This window comes from Terrirhizobium terrae (assembly GCF_030323265.1).
Taxonomy (GTDB): Bacteria; Pseudomonadota; Alphaproteobacteria; order Rhizobiales; family Rhizobiaceae; genus Neorhizobium.
This window is the reverse complement of sequence record NZ_CP104992.1, coordinates 2,890,862-2,905,561: the sequence shown is the minus strand read 5'-3', so window position 1 is coordinate 2,905,561 and position 14,700 is coordinate 2,890,862. Positions and strand designations below refer to the sequence as shown.

The 14,700-nt window shown below is 61.1% G+C and carries 12 protein-coding genes and 3 pseudogenes; 4 read left to right on the top strand and 11 right to left on the bottom strand.

The features are described from left to right. Positions 1-32: 32 nt before the first annotated feature. The gene (locus N7E02_RS22145) at positions 33-1,271 is read left to right on the top strand and encodes an MFS transporter (protein WP_286579758.1); all 1,239 of its coding nucleotides are present in this window, start codon (positions 33-35) and stop codon (positions 1,269-1,271) included. Positions 1,272-1,283: 12 nt separating this feature from the next. On the opposite strand, the gene recO is transcribed toward N7E02_RS22145, so the two are convergent. After that, positions 1,284-2,036 carry a DNA repair protein RecO gene (gene recO / locus N7E02_RS22140; protein WP_286579757.1) on the bottom strand — a complete coding sequence of 251 codons (753 nt, stop codon included), beginning with the start codon at positions 2,034-2,036 and terminating at the stop codon, positions 1,284-1,286. 180 nt (positions 2,037-2,216) lie between these two features. On the opposite strand from recO, the gene N7E02_RS22135 reads away from it, so the two are divergent. Then, entirely contained in the window at positions 2,217-2,609 is a 393-nt protein-coding gene (locus N7E02_RS22135) for a hypothetical protein (RefSeq protein ID WP_286579756.1), read from the top strand. Between the two features lie 102 nt (positions 2,610-2,711). Here the strand turns inward: N7E02_RS22135 and N7E02_RS22130 are convergent, their stop codons facing one another. The 8 genes and pseudogenes from N7E02_RS22130 to N7E02_RS22095 form a co-directional block, all read right to left on the bottom strand. Next, positions 2,712-3,212 carry a PAS domain-containing protein gene (locus N7E02_RS22130; protein ID WP_286579755.1) on the bottom strand — a complete coding sequence of 167 codons (501 nt, stop codon included), beginning with the start codon at positions 3,210-3,212 and terminating at the stop codon, positions 2,712-2,714. 186 nt (positions 3,213-3,398) lie between these two features. Then, a pseudogene (gene era / locus N7E02_RS22125) lies at positions 3,399-4,342 on the bottom strand (GTPase Era). A gap of 10 nt (positions 4,343-4,352) precedes the next feature. Then, positions 4,353-5,063 carry a ribonuclease III gene (gene rnc, locus N7E02_RS22120; RefSeq protein ID WP_286579754.1) on the bottom strand — a complete coding sequence of 237 codons (711 nt, stop codon included), beginning with the start codon at positions 5,061-5,063 and terminating at the stop codon, positions 4,353-4,355. Further along, positions 5,063-5,812, bottom strand: coding sequence for a signal peptidase I (gene lepB, locus N7E02_RS22115; RefSeq protein WP_286579753.1), 750 nt, complete (start codon positions 5,810-5,812; stop codon positions 5,063-5,065). The genes rnc and lepB overlap by 1 nt, the downstream gene beginning before the upstream one ends. A 139-nt stretch (positions 5,813-5,951) precedes the next feature. Continuing rightward, entirely contained in the window at positions 5,952-6,359 is a 408-nt protein-coding gene (acpS, locus tag N7E02_RS22110; RefSeq protein ID WP_286579751.1) for a holo-ACP synthase, read from the bottom strand. Further along, positions 6,356-6,865 carry a DUF2062 domain-containing protein gene (locus N7E02_RS22105; protein WP_286579750.1) on the bottom strand — a complete coding sequence of 170 codons (510 nt, stop codon included), beginning with the start codon at positions 6,863-6,865 and terminating at the stop codon, positions 6,356-6,358. The genes acpS and N7E02_RS22105 overlap by 4 nt, the downstream gene beginning before the upstream one ends. A gap of 307 nt (positions 6,866-7,172) precedes the next feature. Further along, positions 7,173-7,328, bottom strand: a complete 156-nt coding sequence (locus N7E02_RS22100) for a DUF3563 family protein (RefSeq protein WP_286579749.1) — start codon at positions 7,326-7,328, stop codon at positions 7,173-7,175. 278 nt (positions 7,329-7,606) lie between these two features. Then, the gene (locus tag N7E02_RS22095; RefSeq protein WP_286579748.1) at positions 7,607-9,535 is read right to left on the bottom strand and encodes a methyl-accepting chemotaxis protein; all 1,929 of its coding nucleotides are present in this window, start codon (positions 9,533-9,535) and stop codon (positions 7,607-7,609) included. A gap of 383 nt (positions 9,536-9,918) precedes the next feature. Here N7E02_RS22095 and N7E02_RS22090 point away from each other — a divergent pair. Then, positions 9,919-10,961, top strand: a pseudogene (locus N7E02_RS22090) (SMP-30/gluconolactonase/LRE family protein). 346 nt (positions 10,962-11,307) lie between these two features. Further along, complete coding sequence (locus N7E02_RS22085; RefSeq protein ID WP_286579747.1) at positions 11,308-11,703, top strand: hypothetical protein; 396 nt, start codon at positions 11,308-11,310, stop codon at positions 11,701-11,703. A gap of 10 nt (positions 11,704-11,713) precedes the next feature. On the opposite strand, the pseudogene N7E02_RS22075 reads toward N7E02_RS22085, so the two are convergent. Further along, positions 11,714-13,949: pseudogene (locus N7E02_RS22075) on the bottom strand (RelA/SpoT family protein). A 230-nt stretch (positions 13,950-14,179) separates the two neighbouring features. Beyond that, the gene (gene rpoZ, locus N7E02_RS22070) at positions 14,180-14,584 is read right to left on the bottom strand and encodes a DNA-directed RNA polymerase subunit omega (RefSeq protein ID WP_286579746.1); all 405 of its coding nucleotides are present in this window, start codon (positions 14,582-14,584) and stop codon (positions 14,180-14,182) included. Between the last annotated feature and the right edge of the window lie 116 nt (positions 14,585-14,700).

Below are 14,700 nucleotides of genomic sequence, written 5' to 3'. Positions count from 1 at the left end.
TATGAGTTTTCTCCATAATCTGGAGGAGCCCCATGCCCGCAAACGCGTCGTCATCGGCAAAAACGCCGATGCCCTGGCTGATCATCGCCGCCGGCGCGCTTGTCGCGCTTCTGACCTTCGGGCCGCGCTCGGCCATGGGCTTTTTCCAGCTGCCGATGCTGGCCGATACCGGCTGGGACCGGTCCACCTTCGGTCTCGCCATGGCGATCCAGAACCTTGCCTGGGGCCTCGGCCAGCCGATCTTCGGCGCCATCGCCGATAAGTGGGGCACGGGCCGGGTCCTGACCTTCTCGGGCCTGCTCTATGCGGCAGGCCTCGCGCTCATGTCGACGGCGCATTCGGAAAGCATCCTTTATCTGTCCGGCGGCGTCATGGTGGGGCTTGCGGTCGGCGCCGGTTCGTTCGGCACGATCCTGTCGGCTTTTGCCCGCAACGTAACGCCAGAGCAGCGCTCCTTCGCCTTCGGCATCGGCACGGCAGCGGGTTCGGCCGGCATGTTCCTGTTTGCGCCGCTCAGCCAGGCGCTGATCAGCGCCTATGGATGGTCCGACAGTCTCGTCATCATGGCGGTGATGATGCTCGCCATCCCCTTGCTGGCGATACCGCTACGCGGCAATTCCTCATCGGGCCGCCAGCAGCAGTCGACGTTCCCACAGACTGCCGGCGAGGCGCTGCGCGAGGCCTTTGGCCACAAAAGCTACCTGCTGCTCACCAGCGGCTTCTTCGTCTGCGGTTTCCAGGTCGCCTTCATCACCGCGCATTTTCCCGCCTATCTCGGCGATATCGGCATTGACGCGCGCTATGCGGTGATCGCCATGGCGCTGATCGGCTTCTTCAATATCATCGGCTCGCTGTCGGCCGGAGTGATCGGCCAGCGTTATTCGAAGCCCTATTTCCTCGCCTATATCTATATCGGCCGCTCGATCGCCGTGACCGCCTTCCTGCTGCTTCCGCAGTCTCCGGCATCGGTGATCATCTTCGCCATCGTCATGGGCCTCCTGTGGCTCTCCACCGTGCCGCCGACCAACGGGCTGGTGGCCATCATGTTCGGCACCCGCCATCTCGGCATGCTGGGCGGAATCGTCTTCCTGTCGCATCAGGTCGGCTCGTTCCTCGGCGTGTGGATGGGCGGATATCTCTACGACCGGCTCGGCTCCTACGATGCCGTCTGGTGGTTCGGCGTGGCGCTCGGGCTCTTCGCCGCCATCGTCCACTGGCCGATCAAGGAAAAGGCGATTGATCGGCCTGCAGCGATGCAGCCGGCGGAATAGGCAGCAACTAGCTCAGCTCGCCTGGCGATCCGCAGACTTGCTCAGCGCCTTCAAGGCCGCCTGAACGAAGCCTTCGCGGGCGTCATTGGCAGTCAGGCCGCGTGGCTCGTAAACGTGTCGGTGCAGGAAGAACTGGGTGAGCTTGAACGCCGCCGCCATGCTCTCGCGGTCAGCCGATGGAGCCGGGCCTTCGCGCAGGAAGGCAGGCAAAGCCAGCATGCGATCGGCATAGGGTGCCGCCGCCTCGCCGCAGACGGCACGGCCGCTTTTCGGCGAGACATGGGTGAGATTGTTGCGCGTGCCGGTTGCCGCGCATTCGGTGAGATCGAGCCCGTAGCCAAGATCGTTCAAGACCGCGAGTTCGAAGCGGACGAAAAGCTCGCCGGCATCGGCCGGGTCGTCCATCGCCTCGAGAATGATGTCGAGCGCATCGAAGAGATGCGGATGGGGATCGCGTTCGGGAAGCAGGCGCAGCAGCGCGCCCATGGCCTGCACGCCGTAGACGGCGGTCGCCGTCTCCATCAGCTTGGCCGCCCGCAGGCGCACCGGCTCGAGCTTCAGGTCGCCGAGATGTTCGTCGAGCCTGGCGCGCCAGACAGCCTCGACCCGGTTTCCCGGCTGCAGCACCGGCTGCATGGCACGCGAGCGGCCCGAGCGGACGAGCCCGAGGTGGCGGCCGCGCTCACGGGTCATCAGCTCGGCGATGACGCTGGTTTCGCCATGCCGCTTGACGCCGATGATGATTGCCTCGTCCTGCCACTGCATCGATGCGTGAAGACCCTTCCAGAGTGATTCAGTTTTAGCGCATAAGTCGTTCAGACTGAATCAGTTTTGCACTTTTGCCACGCAATGCCGAAAACTGCGATCAGGTATCATCTCGGCTGGAACAAATTGCCCCGCAGCGGAATTCTCTCGCCACATATAATGTCGCCATAGGGAGTTCCCATGAGATACGTCCTCTTCGCTGCAGCCGCTTTGTCCGCCACCGTGGTCGGGTTTATCCAGGCGCCACCGGCCGCCGCCCAGTCGCCGCAGCTGGAACAGGCCTGCATGACGGTCGCGAAGAATTTCCTGCTGGTGCCGACGCTGAAGACCGGCATCGTGCAGTCGTTTCCGGAACTCGATCCGCCCGGCGCGCGCCTGACCTACTCTACGCGCGACGACGCAAAGCCGACGGATTTCACCAACGAGATCGATTGCGAATTCGATAAAGCCACGCCGCCGTTTACGCTGCAGCGTTTCTGCATTTCGCGCACATGCTACGGCCCGAACGAACAGGAGCCGGAAAACCGCCGTCGCTTCCTGGAAGTGAAGGCGATCATGGATCGCCAGAAGTAAGGCAAACTGAAACGGCACGCCAGCACACTAAAGCCCCGCGAGCCGGGGCTTTCGCATGGCAAGGGCCGCGATCAGCCGCCCTTGCCGTAACAAATCATGCGCTCATTTGTCGCCGCGTCGACCGAGTGCGCCGAGCGCAGATGTCAGGTAGCGTTCGGCAAGCGCATGACGGCGGCGCTTGGCGAGCTTCAGTGCTTCAAGGCAATGGGATGCCAAAGGGTCGGTCTCGGCCGGCATTTTGCCGAACTCCTCGGCGGTGACGGATCCCGTATAGATGGACGGCATGCCCTCGCCATTGCGCAGGCAACGCCCCTGCCCTGTCACGAGCATATCGCGACCGGTAGGATGCTTGATCTTGTAGGTCTGGTGGCATGGCTTGCCCGAGATGATCGTCTCGTGCAGTGCCTTTGCGACACGCGGCATGTCATCCTCCGTGACATGCTTTATGACATCCTCGATCGGCGCCCCTACCTCAAGGTCTCGGGGTGCCAGACCATAAATGTAGGCGAAGACAGGGTCGGCGAAGACCTTGTTCTCACTGAGGTCCCAGCTGAAGAAACCGACGGATTCCTTCAGGTCGACCTCCTTGCGCCTCGAATACATGCTGCTTCCCATGCAGTCTCAATCCCCCTCTTCCCCGGTTTCATGACCTCTGCAAAAGCCGTTGAATCGCCCGACTTGCTAATATGATCAAATGTCCGGAGTAGCGGCGTGTCAAGTCCGCCGCACAAAGTTGCACAACCGGAGGAAGGATAAAGGCCGCCAATTACCTCTTAAGAGTGGTTTTGGTCAGCTCTTTGGGAAGTCCAGCCCCATTTCGCGGAAGCGCTCGGGATCATCGCCCCAGTTCTCGCGAACCTTGACGAAAAGGAAGAGGTGTACCGGCTGCTCGAGGATTTCCGAGAGCTCCTTGCGGGATGCGGTGGAGATCGCCTTGATCGCCTCGCCGTTCTTTCCGAGCGCGATCTTCTTCTGGCTTTCGCGCTCCACATAGATGACCTGTTCGATGCGCACCGAACCGTCCTTGCGCTCTTCCCACTTTTCGGTCTCGACATGCGAGGCGTAGGGAAGCTCCTGATGCAGGCGCAGGAACAGTTTTTCGCGGGTGATCTCGGCTGCGAGCTGGCGCATCGGCAGGTCGGAGATCTGATCCTCCGGATAATACCAGGGACCTTCCGGCAGGGTCTTGGCAAAATAGTCCATCAGATCGTCGCAGCCGGAACCGGTCGTCGCGGAGATCATGAAGGTGCGCTCAAAGGCGACGGTCTCATTGGCCTTTGCCGCCAAGGCCAAAGATCCTCACGCTTGACCTGGTCGATCTTGTTCAGAAGCAGGATTTTCGGCTGGTGGACGTCCTTCAGGCCTTCGAGGATCGCTTCGGCGTCACCGCGAATACCGCGTTCGCTGTCGATCAGAAGCGCGATCAGGTCGGCATCCTTGGCGCCGCCCCAGGCGGACGTCACCATGGCGCGGTCGAGCCTGCGCCGCGGCTTGAAGATGCCGGGGGTGTCCATGAAGACGATCTGGGCGTTGTCGTGGATTGCGATGCCGCGCACGATGGCGCGCGTCGTCTGGACCTTGTGGCTGACGATCGAAACCTTGGCGCCGACCAGCCGGTTGACCAGCGTCGACTTGCCGGCATTGGTCGCGCCGATGAGGGCCACGAAACCGGAATGGGTCGGGCCTGCGGCGGTTTCGTCTGCTGCGCCGGCAATGTTCTCGTCTTCAGTCATACTGGTCCAATCAATCCTGGCTCTTCTGCCAGATGCCCTCGCGTTCGAGGAGCTTCGTTGCGGCAACCTGTTCGGCCGCCCGTTTCGAACGGTCCGTGCCCGTCTCCGGCGCGCAGCCGGCAATTTCCACCGTCACCGTGAAGCGCGGATCGTGATCCGGCCCCGAGCGGTCGTCCACCCGGTAGGATGGCGTCAAGCCGAACTTGGCATGCGCCCATTCCTGCAGCTCGGTCTTGGCATCGCGCCGTGCAGCATTCGGCTGGGTGGCGCGCTCTTTCCAATAGCGCAAAACGAAGGCCCGCGCGACTTCCAATCCGCCATCGAGATAGAGCGCGGCGATCAGGCTTTCCACGACGTCGGCGCGGACGTTGAGCATACGCTTGCCGGTAAGCTTCTTGACGTCGGCGCCGGTGCGGATGAAGCGGTGCAGCTCCAGTTCGTCGGCGACGATGGCGCAGCTTTCGGCGCTGACCAGCTGGTTCAGGCGGACGGAGAGCTCGCCCTCCTCCGCCGACCGGAAGGTGCAGAACAGAAGCTCGGCGACGCACAGACCGAGCACCCGATCCCCCAGAAACTCGAGGCGTTCATAATTGGCATTCTTGGCCGTTCCGGTGCTGGCATGGGTCAGCGCCCGGTCAAGCCATTGCCTGTCGGCAAAGCTGTGACCGATCGCCTTTTCCAGTTGGCCCATTTCATCAGCCGAGAGCGGCCGCGGCTTCATCAGTTGACGCCCTTGAACAGGCGGTCCCAACGCATGTTGGCCGGCCACTTCCAGATCTCGCGGAACGAGGTGTCGTTGCCGAGCGAGAAGAAGATGACGCTGGCGCGGCCGACCAGATTTTCGGCAGGCACGTAACCGACGTCGAAACGGCTGTCGAGCGAGTTGTCACGGTTGTCGCCCATGAAGAAGTAGTGGCCTTCCGGCACGACGAATTCCTGGGTGTTGTCGCCACGCGAGACAGGAGACTGGTCGAGCGTGTCGTAGCTCTTGCCATTATCCAGCGTCTCGCGGAAGACCGGCACGTTGGCGCCCGGATCGAGGCGATAATCCGAGGTGAAGCTGCCGTCGGCCTGTTTTGGCACGGCCGTGCCATTGACGTAGAGCACGCCTTCGCGAACTTGGACGCGGTCACCCGGCAGACCGATCAGGCGCTTGATGTAGTCGATGTCCGGCTGCTGCGGCAGGCGGAAGACAATGACATCGCCGCGCTTCGGCTCGCTGAATTCGAGGATGCGGCCGTCGAAGAGATCCGGCGAAAAGGGCAGCGAATATTTCGAATAGCCGTAGGCGAACTTGTTGACGAAAATGTAGTCGCCGACGAGCAGCGTCGGCATCATCGAGCCAGACGGGATAGTGAACGGCTGAAACAGAACGGTACGGATGACCATGGCGAGCAGCAGGGCCTGAATGATGACCTTGATGTTTTCCCAGAGCGCATTCTGCTGCTTCGTCTCGGCTTTATCGGACACGTTTCAATTCTTTCTATCTTGGCGGGTGGCCGCCTTGTCTAAACTCTTCCAAATGCCACGGCAATGGAAATGGAAACGGGAATGTTGTCGCGCCCCAGGTTAATAAGCCTGTTTGTCTTGCCGCAGGCGCCTCGCCCCGTCACGCGGTTGCGACCGGGCGTGCCTCGATGATGACGAAGGCCTGGGCATAAGGGTATTCGTCGGTGATGGTAATGTGGATCACAGGTTCGTGGCCCGCCGGGATCAGCTCCGCCAGCCGCTCACCGGCACCGCCCGTCAAGACCATGGTCGGCTTGCCGCCCGGCAGGTTGACGACGCCCATATCCTTCCAGAACACGCCGTTCGCCAGCCCCGTGCCGAGCGCTTTCGAACAGGCCTCCTTGGCGGCGAAACGCTTGGCGTAGGATTCTGCCCGGTTCTTGCGACGCTCGGACTTGGCCCGCTCTATCTCGGTGAAACAGCGGTGGGTGAACCTTTCGCCGAAGCGTTCGATGGATTTCTCCACCCGCCTGATGTCGATGAGGTCGCTGCCCATGCCGATGATCATGCCTGTCCTTCCAACTGTTCGCGTCTGGTCCCGACTGACTTGATGGCTTCGCCCCGTGCCGTCAAGCGGTCCAGCCGCCGATTGCGGAAACTGCGTATACCCAAATAGGTGACACCGTAGAAGACGAGACCGCAGAGGAGGCCGAGCGGCAGCGAGCCGAGCAGCATCGGCTCCAGGATCGGCCGCCAGAGCTGCGAGACGTCTAAATGGGAGAGAAGGCTTTCAAGGTCGACATGGCGGGACGTCGCCTCGCCGCCGAGCATGACCTGGCCTAGCTCCCAGGTGAGCGGCCAGATGATGGGACAGGTCAGCGGATTGGCAAAAGCGGTGCCCAGTGCCGCAGCAACCATGCTACCGCCGATCAGCCAGGCGACCGGCAGCGCGAACAGGAGGTGAAAACCGAGAAACGGTGTCCAGGCGCTCAGCACGCCGACGGCGAGACCCGCGGCAACAGCATGGGGCGAACCACCGATGCGCATGACCTTCAGACGATAATAGCCGAGCACGCGCCTGAACCCTTTCGGGGCACAAGGGCGGCATGAACTTTCTGGCGAAAGGAGAGAGGCGTGCGGCGGCGAAACGTCATTTCAAGGGAACCTGGCCAAGCCATCCCGGCAGATACCGGCACCGCTTCGGCGACTTCGTTCAAAGATCAGCTAGCCGATACGGAAAATGATGGCGAAATTGGGCCCTAGGCACCCGGCAACGGCCCATTAGACCAGCGCCGCAGCAGGAACATTCAAGCGCAGCCTCGCGCCAACCCTGCATCGACGCCCCTAATCAAAGGGCGTCGTAGACAATCGAGCTCTTGGCTTAGAACTGGGTCTTGCGGAACATGCCGCGATCGACCTGGCGCATGCGATATTCGAGATCGATGCGATCACGAGCTTCGTTGAGATATGCCATTTCGCGGTCCTGAGCCGTGGGGACGCGGAGCGCGCGGGCGAACTTGCGAACGGTAGTGAACATGGTCTTTTCCTTGGTGGTCAGTGTCTTTCTGTTGACCAATACATACGATTTCGCGGGGTGTTTTACCAACGCCGGCATGGATGGCCAGCCCTGCGTTTCGCGCATAGCAAGCTGCATGACAGGCGGGTGACAGGTCACAAAACGTGCAACTGGCACGGAATGCACCTCCATCCGCGCAAAGAAAAACCGCGGAGGCCATTACAGCCTCCGCGGTTGTCGAATGATGATCGCGTGGTGGACGAGGATACTACCTCATGCCACCCGCGGCAGAGAAGGGATCAAAACTCTTCCCAGCTCTCGTTCTTGACGGCAACGGCGGCGTTGCCGGAGAAGGCGGTCGCCAGCTTGCGGCCGAGGGCGCGGGCGGGAGATGCAGCCGGAGCGGCATCGGCTTGGGCAACGCGAACATTCGCCTTGTAGGTCTGGACCGACAGCTTGAACTGGGAGAGCAGAGCGTTGAGCGCTGCTGCGTCGCGGGCCAGACCGTGGCTTGCAGCCGTCTGTTCCTCGACCATGGCCGCATTCTTCTGAGTGTCCTGGTCCATCGTGTTGACCGCGGTGTTGATCTGCTGGAGGCCGGACGACTGCTCCTGCGCCGATTCAACGATCGCGTTGACGTTGCGGTTGATCTCCTGGACTTCGCCGACGATCGTCTCCAGCGCCTTGCCGGTTTCGCCGACGAGATGCACGCCGTTCTGGACCTGCTCGTTGGAGGCGTTGATCAGCGCCTTGATTTCCTTCGCGGCGTTGGCGGAGCGCTGGGCGAGTTCGCGCACTTCCTGTGCGACGACCGCAAAGCCCTTGCCGGCTTCGCCTGCACGCGCGGCTTCGACACCGGCGTTCAGCGCGAGAAGGTTGGTCTGGAAGGCGATGTCATCGATGACGCCGATGATGTTGCCGATCTCGCCCGAGGACTTTTCGATCTGCTCCATGGCCTTAACGGCGTTCTGGACAACTTCGCCCGAACGTTCGGCGCCCTGACGGGTGCGGGCGACGAGTGCGCCGGCATCCTGGGCACGACGTGCGGCATCCTTCACCGTGGTGGTGATCTCTTCCAGAGCGGCTGCGGTTTCCTCGACCGAGGCTGCCTGCTGTTCTGTGCGCTTGGCGAGATCGTCGGCGGCCGCCTTGATCTCGGCAGAACCTGCCTCGATGCTGCGGGCGTTTTCAGCGACCTGCTCAAGAGCGGCCTGCAGCTTCGACGCGGATGCGTTGAAGTCGTTCCGGACGCCGTCGAGAGTGGCCGTGAACGGACGCTCGATGCGGTAGGAGACATTGCCATCGGAGAGCTGGCTCAAGGCCTGAGCGAGATTGTCGACGGCGAACTTGACGTCGGCGGCTTCGCGGGTCTTCAGCGCTTCGCGCTCGATGCGCTCGCTTTCGGAAAGGCTGCGGTTATCTTCGGCTTCCTGTTCCAGACGCTGACGCTCGAGGGCGTTGTCGCGGAAGACGGCAACGGCTTCGGCCATCTGGCCGATCTCGTCCTTGCGATCGAGACCGTCGATCTCCGCCTGGGTCTCGCCGGCTGCCAGCGACGACATACGTTCACGCAGGCGCGCCATCGGAGCGGTGATGCCCTTCTGGGCGATGGTCATGGAGATGACGACCGCGATCGCGATGCCGGCCAGCATGCCGATGATGGCGTACTGGATGGTCGAGGACACTTCGGCCGACAGACGATCGGCGCCGTTCTTGATGATCTCGGCCATTGCGCCGTTGTTGGCGCCGAACTTCGGCGACAGCTCGACGATCGCCTTATCGAGATCAGCCGAAAGAGTGGTTACCTTGGCGGCGTCGCCGGCAGCGTGGGCGGCGAGCAGGCCTTCACCGATCGCCTTCAGCGTGTCGGCACCGGCAACCAGTTCGTCGATGGCGGCTTTGCGGCTCGGTACGATGCCCGGGATCTGCGAAAGACGGTCACGGGCGCCGGAGATTTCCTTGCCGAAGCGGCCGGACAGATCCTTGAAGGCTTCCGACTTCGGGTCCTGCGCCATCGCGCGGCTGAGCCAGGTCGTGGCCGTCCACATGCCGGCGGCACCGCGCGGACCGAAGGTCGCGGCATTGCTCTCATTCATCAGGAAACTGGAATAGGCATCGTTGGCGGCGCTGAAGCGCTGCGTGACAAAAAGCAGGCCGGCGAGCGAAATTACGCCGAGGATGGCGATTGCCATCAGAAATTTGGTCTTGATCTTCAAATTCTTGAGCATCGGAAAGCCTCAGATATGCGCCGTCCGGGCGGACGCGCATTGCGAAGGGGAAAACAGGAATCGTCACGGAGACGGCGAACATCATGCACGCACCGCGATCGAACCCGACCGCATGTCCTCAGGCTCAGACCCTAAGCGCAGTTAGGATAAGAAAATCTTACACTTGCTGCAGCGCGTTACGATTTTTGACAAAATGCCGCAGTGCAGCATTATTTTGCCGCAATCTTCATAAGCGCGTAACCATCGGGGGCTAATCGGGGCCGGCTCTTGTTGCGACGCACAACGCGCTGCGCTTAACAGGACGCAAGGGCCATGATCCGGCCAGCCCGCAGCGCGGGCCGTTTGATATGAAGTCAGCACACCATCACCGAAGGACCCTCCCCTTGGATCTATCCCGCCGTAACATCATGACGCTCGGCGTTGCTGCAGCAGCGACCGCCGTCACCACCAAGATCGCCTCCGCGCAGGCGATCAGCTTCACCCCTCGCCGATCTATCCGGATCCGGCAATCCAGGTTCTCGACCCGAGCTTCGCCAAGTACCGCGTCGCCAGCGCCTCGCTGGAACAGGTCGCTACCGGCGCCCGCTGGCTCGAAGGCCCGGTCTATTTCGGCGACGGCAAGTATCTGCTGGTCAGCGATATCCCGAACAACCGCGTCATGAAGTTCGACGAAACGAACGAAACCTGGAGCGTGTTCGACGCCAACTCCAACTACGCAAACGGCCATTGCCGTGACCTGCAGGGCCGCCTGATCTCCTGCGAACACTTGACGCGTCGCGTCACCCGCACCGAGCATGACGGTTCGATCACGGTTCTCGCCGACAACTACAAGGGCAAGAAGCTCAATTCGCCGAACGACATCGTCTGCAAGTCGGACGGTTCGCTGTGGTTCACCGACCCGCCGTTCGGCATCGGCGGCGAATGGGAAGGCGAAAAGGCTGAAGCCGAATTGCCGCACTCCGTCTACCGGATCTCGCCGGAGGGCAAGCTAGAGCTCATCGCCGACGACCTGAAAGGCCCGAACGGCATCGCCTTTTCCGAAGACGAGAAGAAGCTCTACGTGGTCGAAGGCCGCGCGCAGCCCTATCGTATCGTCTGGTCCTACGATGTTTCCAAGGACGGCAAGACGGTTTCCAACAAGAAGGCCTTCATCACCGCCGACGACAATGGCGGCCTTGACGGCTTCAAGGTCGATGTCGACGGCAACCTGTGGTGCGGCTGGGGCTCTTCGGGTGCGGCCGGCGCCAAGCCGGAAGACCTGAACGGCGTGAAGATTTTCAATAAGGACGGCAAGGCGATCGGCTTCATCAAGCTGCCGGAGCGCTGCCCGAACCTCGTCTTCGGCGGCAAGAAGAAGAACCGCCTCTACATGGCCTCGAGCCACTCGGTCTACGCGCTCTTCGTCGAGACACGCGGCGCGGTTTGATATCGTCATATCGTGAGCCGAACATGAAGCGGGCCGGAGAAATCCGGCCCGCTTTCGTTTTGTGTGCCGGGCATGTTTGCCAATTCGTTGCGAAAGCCTGATGATGCCGATGAGGAAACTGCGAGAAATCGTCGGCATGCATCAGTGGGGGCGGCGGCAAGCAGTTCGCTTACAGAAGGGATTGAGGTGTCGTGCCCTGCGCGCATACCGATGGCCTACCACGAGCTGCGCGGACGAGTTGGCATGTCACATACTATTGCGGCAATCGAGTTCAAAGAAGCAATCCATGCGCTCTATAAGAACGATAGATATTTCAAGTTCCTAGATCTTGAGTTCAGAGACCTTGATGACACCGACTTCCGTTTCGGCGGCCTTTATCGGTGCATTCAGGATTTTTGCGCCAATGACACTGGGCCTCACGACATGCCGTTCGGTTGCGCCAATGCAGGTGAAACCATGTGGTTCATCGGCGTCGATTATTTCGCATATGACGGGCTCCAAGCCCTGTTTTTTTCACGACGGCGAAAGACTGCGAGAATTCGTCTTTACGGATGTCCGACCGGAAGAGGAAGGTCGCATCAACAAGGCTTTCAAGGCTGCGCCTCAAACCTATTTTCAAAAGGTAGGGGATAACAGTGATATCGGCATGGCGCTCGCCACATTGCGCGAAGATCTTCTTCAAGAGAAGCGTGCAAGGTGGCCGCGATTTCTAGAGCTCAAGCAATTCCGTTCCCGCCCCTAGCGCGATGCCCTCAGTCATAAACCCGCTTCAAATTCGCCACGCAGTCGAGGTCCTTCAGCTGCGATAGGAGCTGGTTGAGCTGACGCAGATCCCAGACCTCGACTTCCATGGTGATCTCGGAAAAGTCGTCGGCGCGGTTCGACCCCATGGAAAGGGTGCGGATATTGATGTCGAGCCCGCCGATGGTCTTTGCCACCGTCGCGAGCGTGCCCGGCTCGTTGATCGTGTTGACCGCAAGCTTGGCGAGGAAGCGGGACTTATTGGCCTCGTCGAGATCCCATCGAACGTCGATCCAGCGTTCCGGCTCGTCATCGAATTTCTGCAGTGCCGGTGCCTGGATCGGGTAGATGGTTATGCCCTTCCCTCCTCCATGATGCCGACGATGCGATCTCCGGGGACTGCGCCGCTCTTGGCAAAGCGCACCTGCGTGCTGGAGGACAGGCCACGGATCGGCAAAAGCGCTGAGCCGAGGCCTGCGGCCTGGGCGTTTTCCACTTCCGTCTGGGATTTGGCCGGCAGCTTGAACATCATGCCCGAGGCGCTCGGCATGTTGAACCAGCCTTCGTCGGCGGACGGCTTTACCGTGACGCGCTCGTCCTTGTAGTCGGGGAATACGGCGCGCAGGACGTCGAGCGAGGAAAGCTCGCCGCGGCCGACGGAGGCGATCGCGTCCTCGACATCCTTGTGCGCGAGACGGTAGAGCGCCGGCTTCAGCGCATCGCGAGAGAAAATCTTGCCGGCGCGCTCGAAGGTGCGCTCCAGAATGCGGTGGCCGAGGCCGGCATATTGCTTGCGGATCGCCATGCGGGTGGCGCGACGGATCGCAGAACGCGCCTTGCCGGTGACGACGATCTCTTCCCAGGCGGCCGGCGGCACCTGCACGCCTGAGCGGATGATCTCGACCTCGTCGCCGTTGTTCAAACGGGTGACGAGCGGCATGATGCGACCGTTGATCTTAGCGCCGACCGTAGTGTCGCCGATATTGGTGTGGACGGCATAGGCGAAATCGATCGGGGTCGCGCCGCGCGGCAGCGCAATCAGCTTTCCCTTCGGCGTGAAGCAGAAGACCTGGTCCTGGAAGAGTTCGAGCTTGGTGTGCTCCAGGAATTCTTCCGGGTTGTCGCCTTCGGCAAGCGATTCGATCGTGTGGCGCAGCCAGGAATAGGCGTTGCTTTCCTTCGGCAGCAATTCGCCGCCGCCGACCGGTCCCTGCCCGTCCTTGTAGAGCGCATGGGCCGCGATGCCGTATTCGGCGATTTCCTGCATCAGCTGGGTGCGGATCTGCAGCTCGATACGCTGGCGGGACGGGCCGACGATCGTCGTGTGGATCGAGCGATAATCGTTCTGCTTCGGGTTGGAGATATAGTCCTTGAAGCGGCCAGGCACGACGCGCCAGCGGGTATGGACGATGCCGAGCGCCTTGTAGCAGCAGGCGACATCGTCGACGATGATACGGAAGCCGTAGACATCCGAAAGCTGCTCGAAGGAGAGCGACTTCGACTGCATCTTGCGGAAGACCGAATAGGGCTTCTTCTGGCGTCCCTTGACGTAGGCATCGTTGAGGCCGTTAGCGATCAGGAGGTCGCGCAGCTCGTCCTCGATCTTCTTGATCAGGCCTTCGTTGCGCGCCGAGAGATCGGCGAGACGCTGGGTGACGGTCGCATAGGCTTCCGGGTTGATGTGGCGGAAGGACAGGTCCTCCAGCTCGTCGCGCATGTCCTGCATACCCATGCGGCCGGCGAGCGGCGCATAGATGTCCATCGTCTCTTCGGAGATACGCGCCTTTTGCTCGGGCTTCATGTGATCGAGCGTGCGCATGTTGTGCAGGCGATCGGCGAGTTTGACGAGCAGGACGCGAACGTCATCGGAAATGGCGAGCAGAAGCTTGCGCAGGTTTTCAGCCTGCTTGGCTTTTTCGACACGAGGTCGAGGCGCTTCAGCTTTGTCAGGCCTTCGACCAGACGGCCGATATCCTCGCCGAACAGTTCGTCGATCTCGGCGCGGGTCGCGGTCGTGTCCTCGATCGTGTCGTGCAAAAGCGCGACCGCGATGGTCGACTCGTCGAGATGCATGTCGGTGAGGATGGCCGCCACTTCGAGCGGATGGGAGATATAGGGGTCACCCGAGGCGCGCTTCTGCTGGCCATGCTTCTGCATGGCATAGACATAGGCCTTGTTGAGAAGAGCTTCGTTGGCGTCGGGCTTGTATTTCTGCACCCGCTCGACGAGCTCGTACTGCCTCATCATTCCCGAATTTGTCCCTCGATCGTCGCGGCCACAGGATATGGCACGAAAGAAAATGGCGCGCCAACCATCGGTTAGCGCAGCCATCATAATTGAGACAACCAGATTAGGGCGATAGAATGAACGATACCTTGCCGGAAAGCGGTATCGTTACGGTCGGAACCATTATTCCGAACATTTCCGGGCACACGAGCGGATTTCAGGCGAAACCGCTCGTGCACTCAGCATTCAAATCAGTAGTCGTCGCTCTTTTCCGGTGGAACCAGGCCTTCGATACCGGCCAGCAGTTCCTCTTCCGACATCTGGTCGAAGTTGATGGCTTCCGGCGCATCTTCCTCTTCGGCATCGGCCGCGACGGAGACGCCGCCGGCTGCGATGAGCGAAGCCGGATCGGGCTCGGGCTCGTCCACTTCGACATGCTTCTGCAGCGAATGGATCAGGTCTTCCTTCAGGTCGTCGGGAGACAGGGTCTCGTCGGCGATCTCGCGAAGGGCGACGACCGGGTTCTTGTCATTGTCGCGGTCGATCGTGATCGATGCACCCTGGGAAATCTGGCGCGCGCGGTGGCTCGCAAGGAGTACCAGCTCGAAACGGTTGTCGACTTTGTCAATGCAATCTTCTACTGTGACACGGGCCATCGCCTGTCCTTTGCGGTCGTGATTTCTGGAATTGATACGCCCGATACAGACATTGGGCGGCAAATTCAAGTTTTTCCTGTCCGTACACCCAATCTGCTACGAAAGTGGGCGGGGAC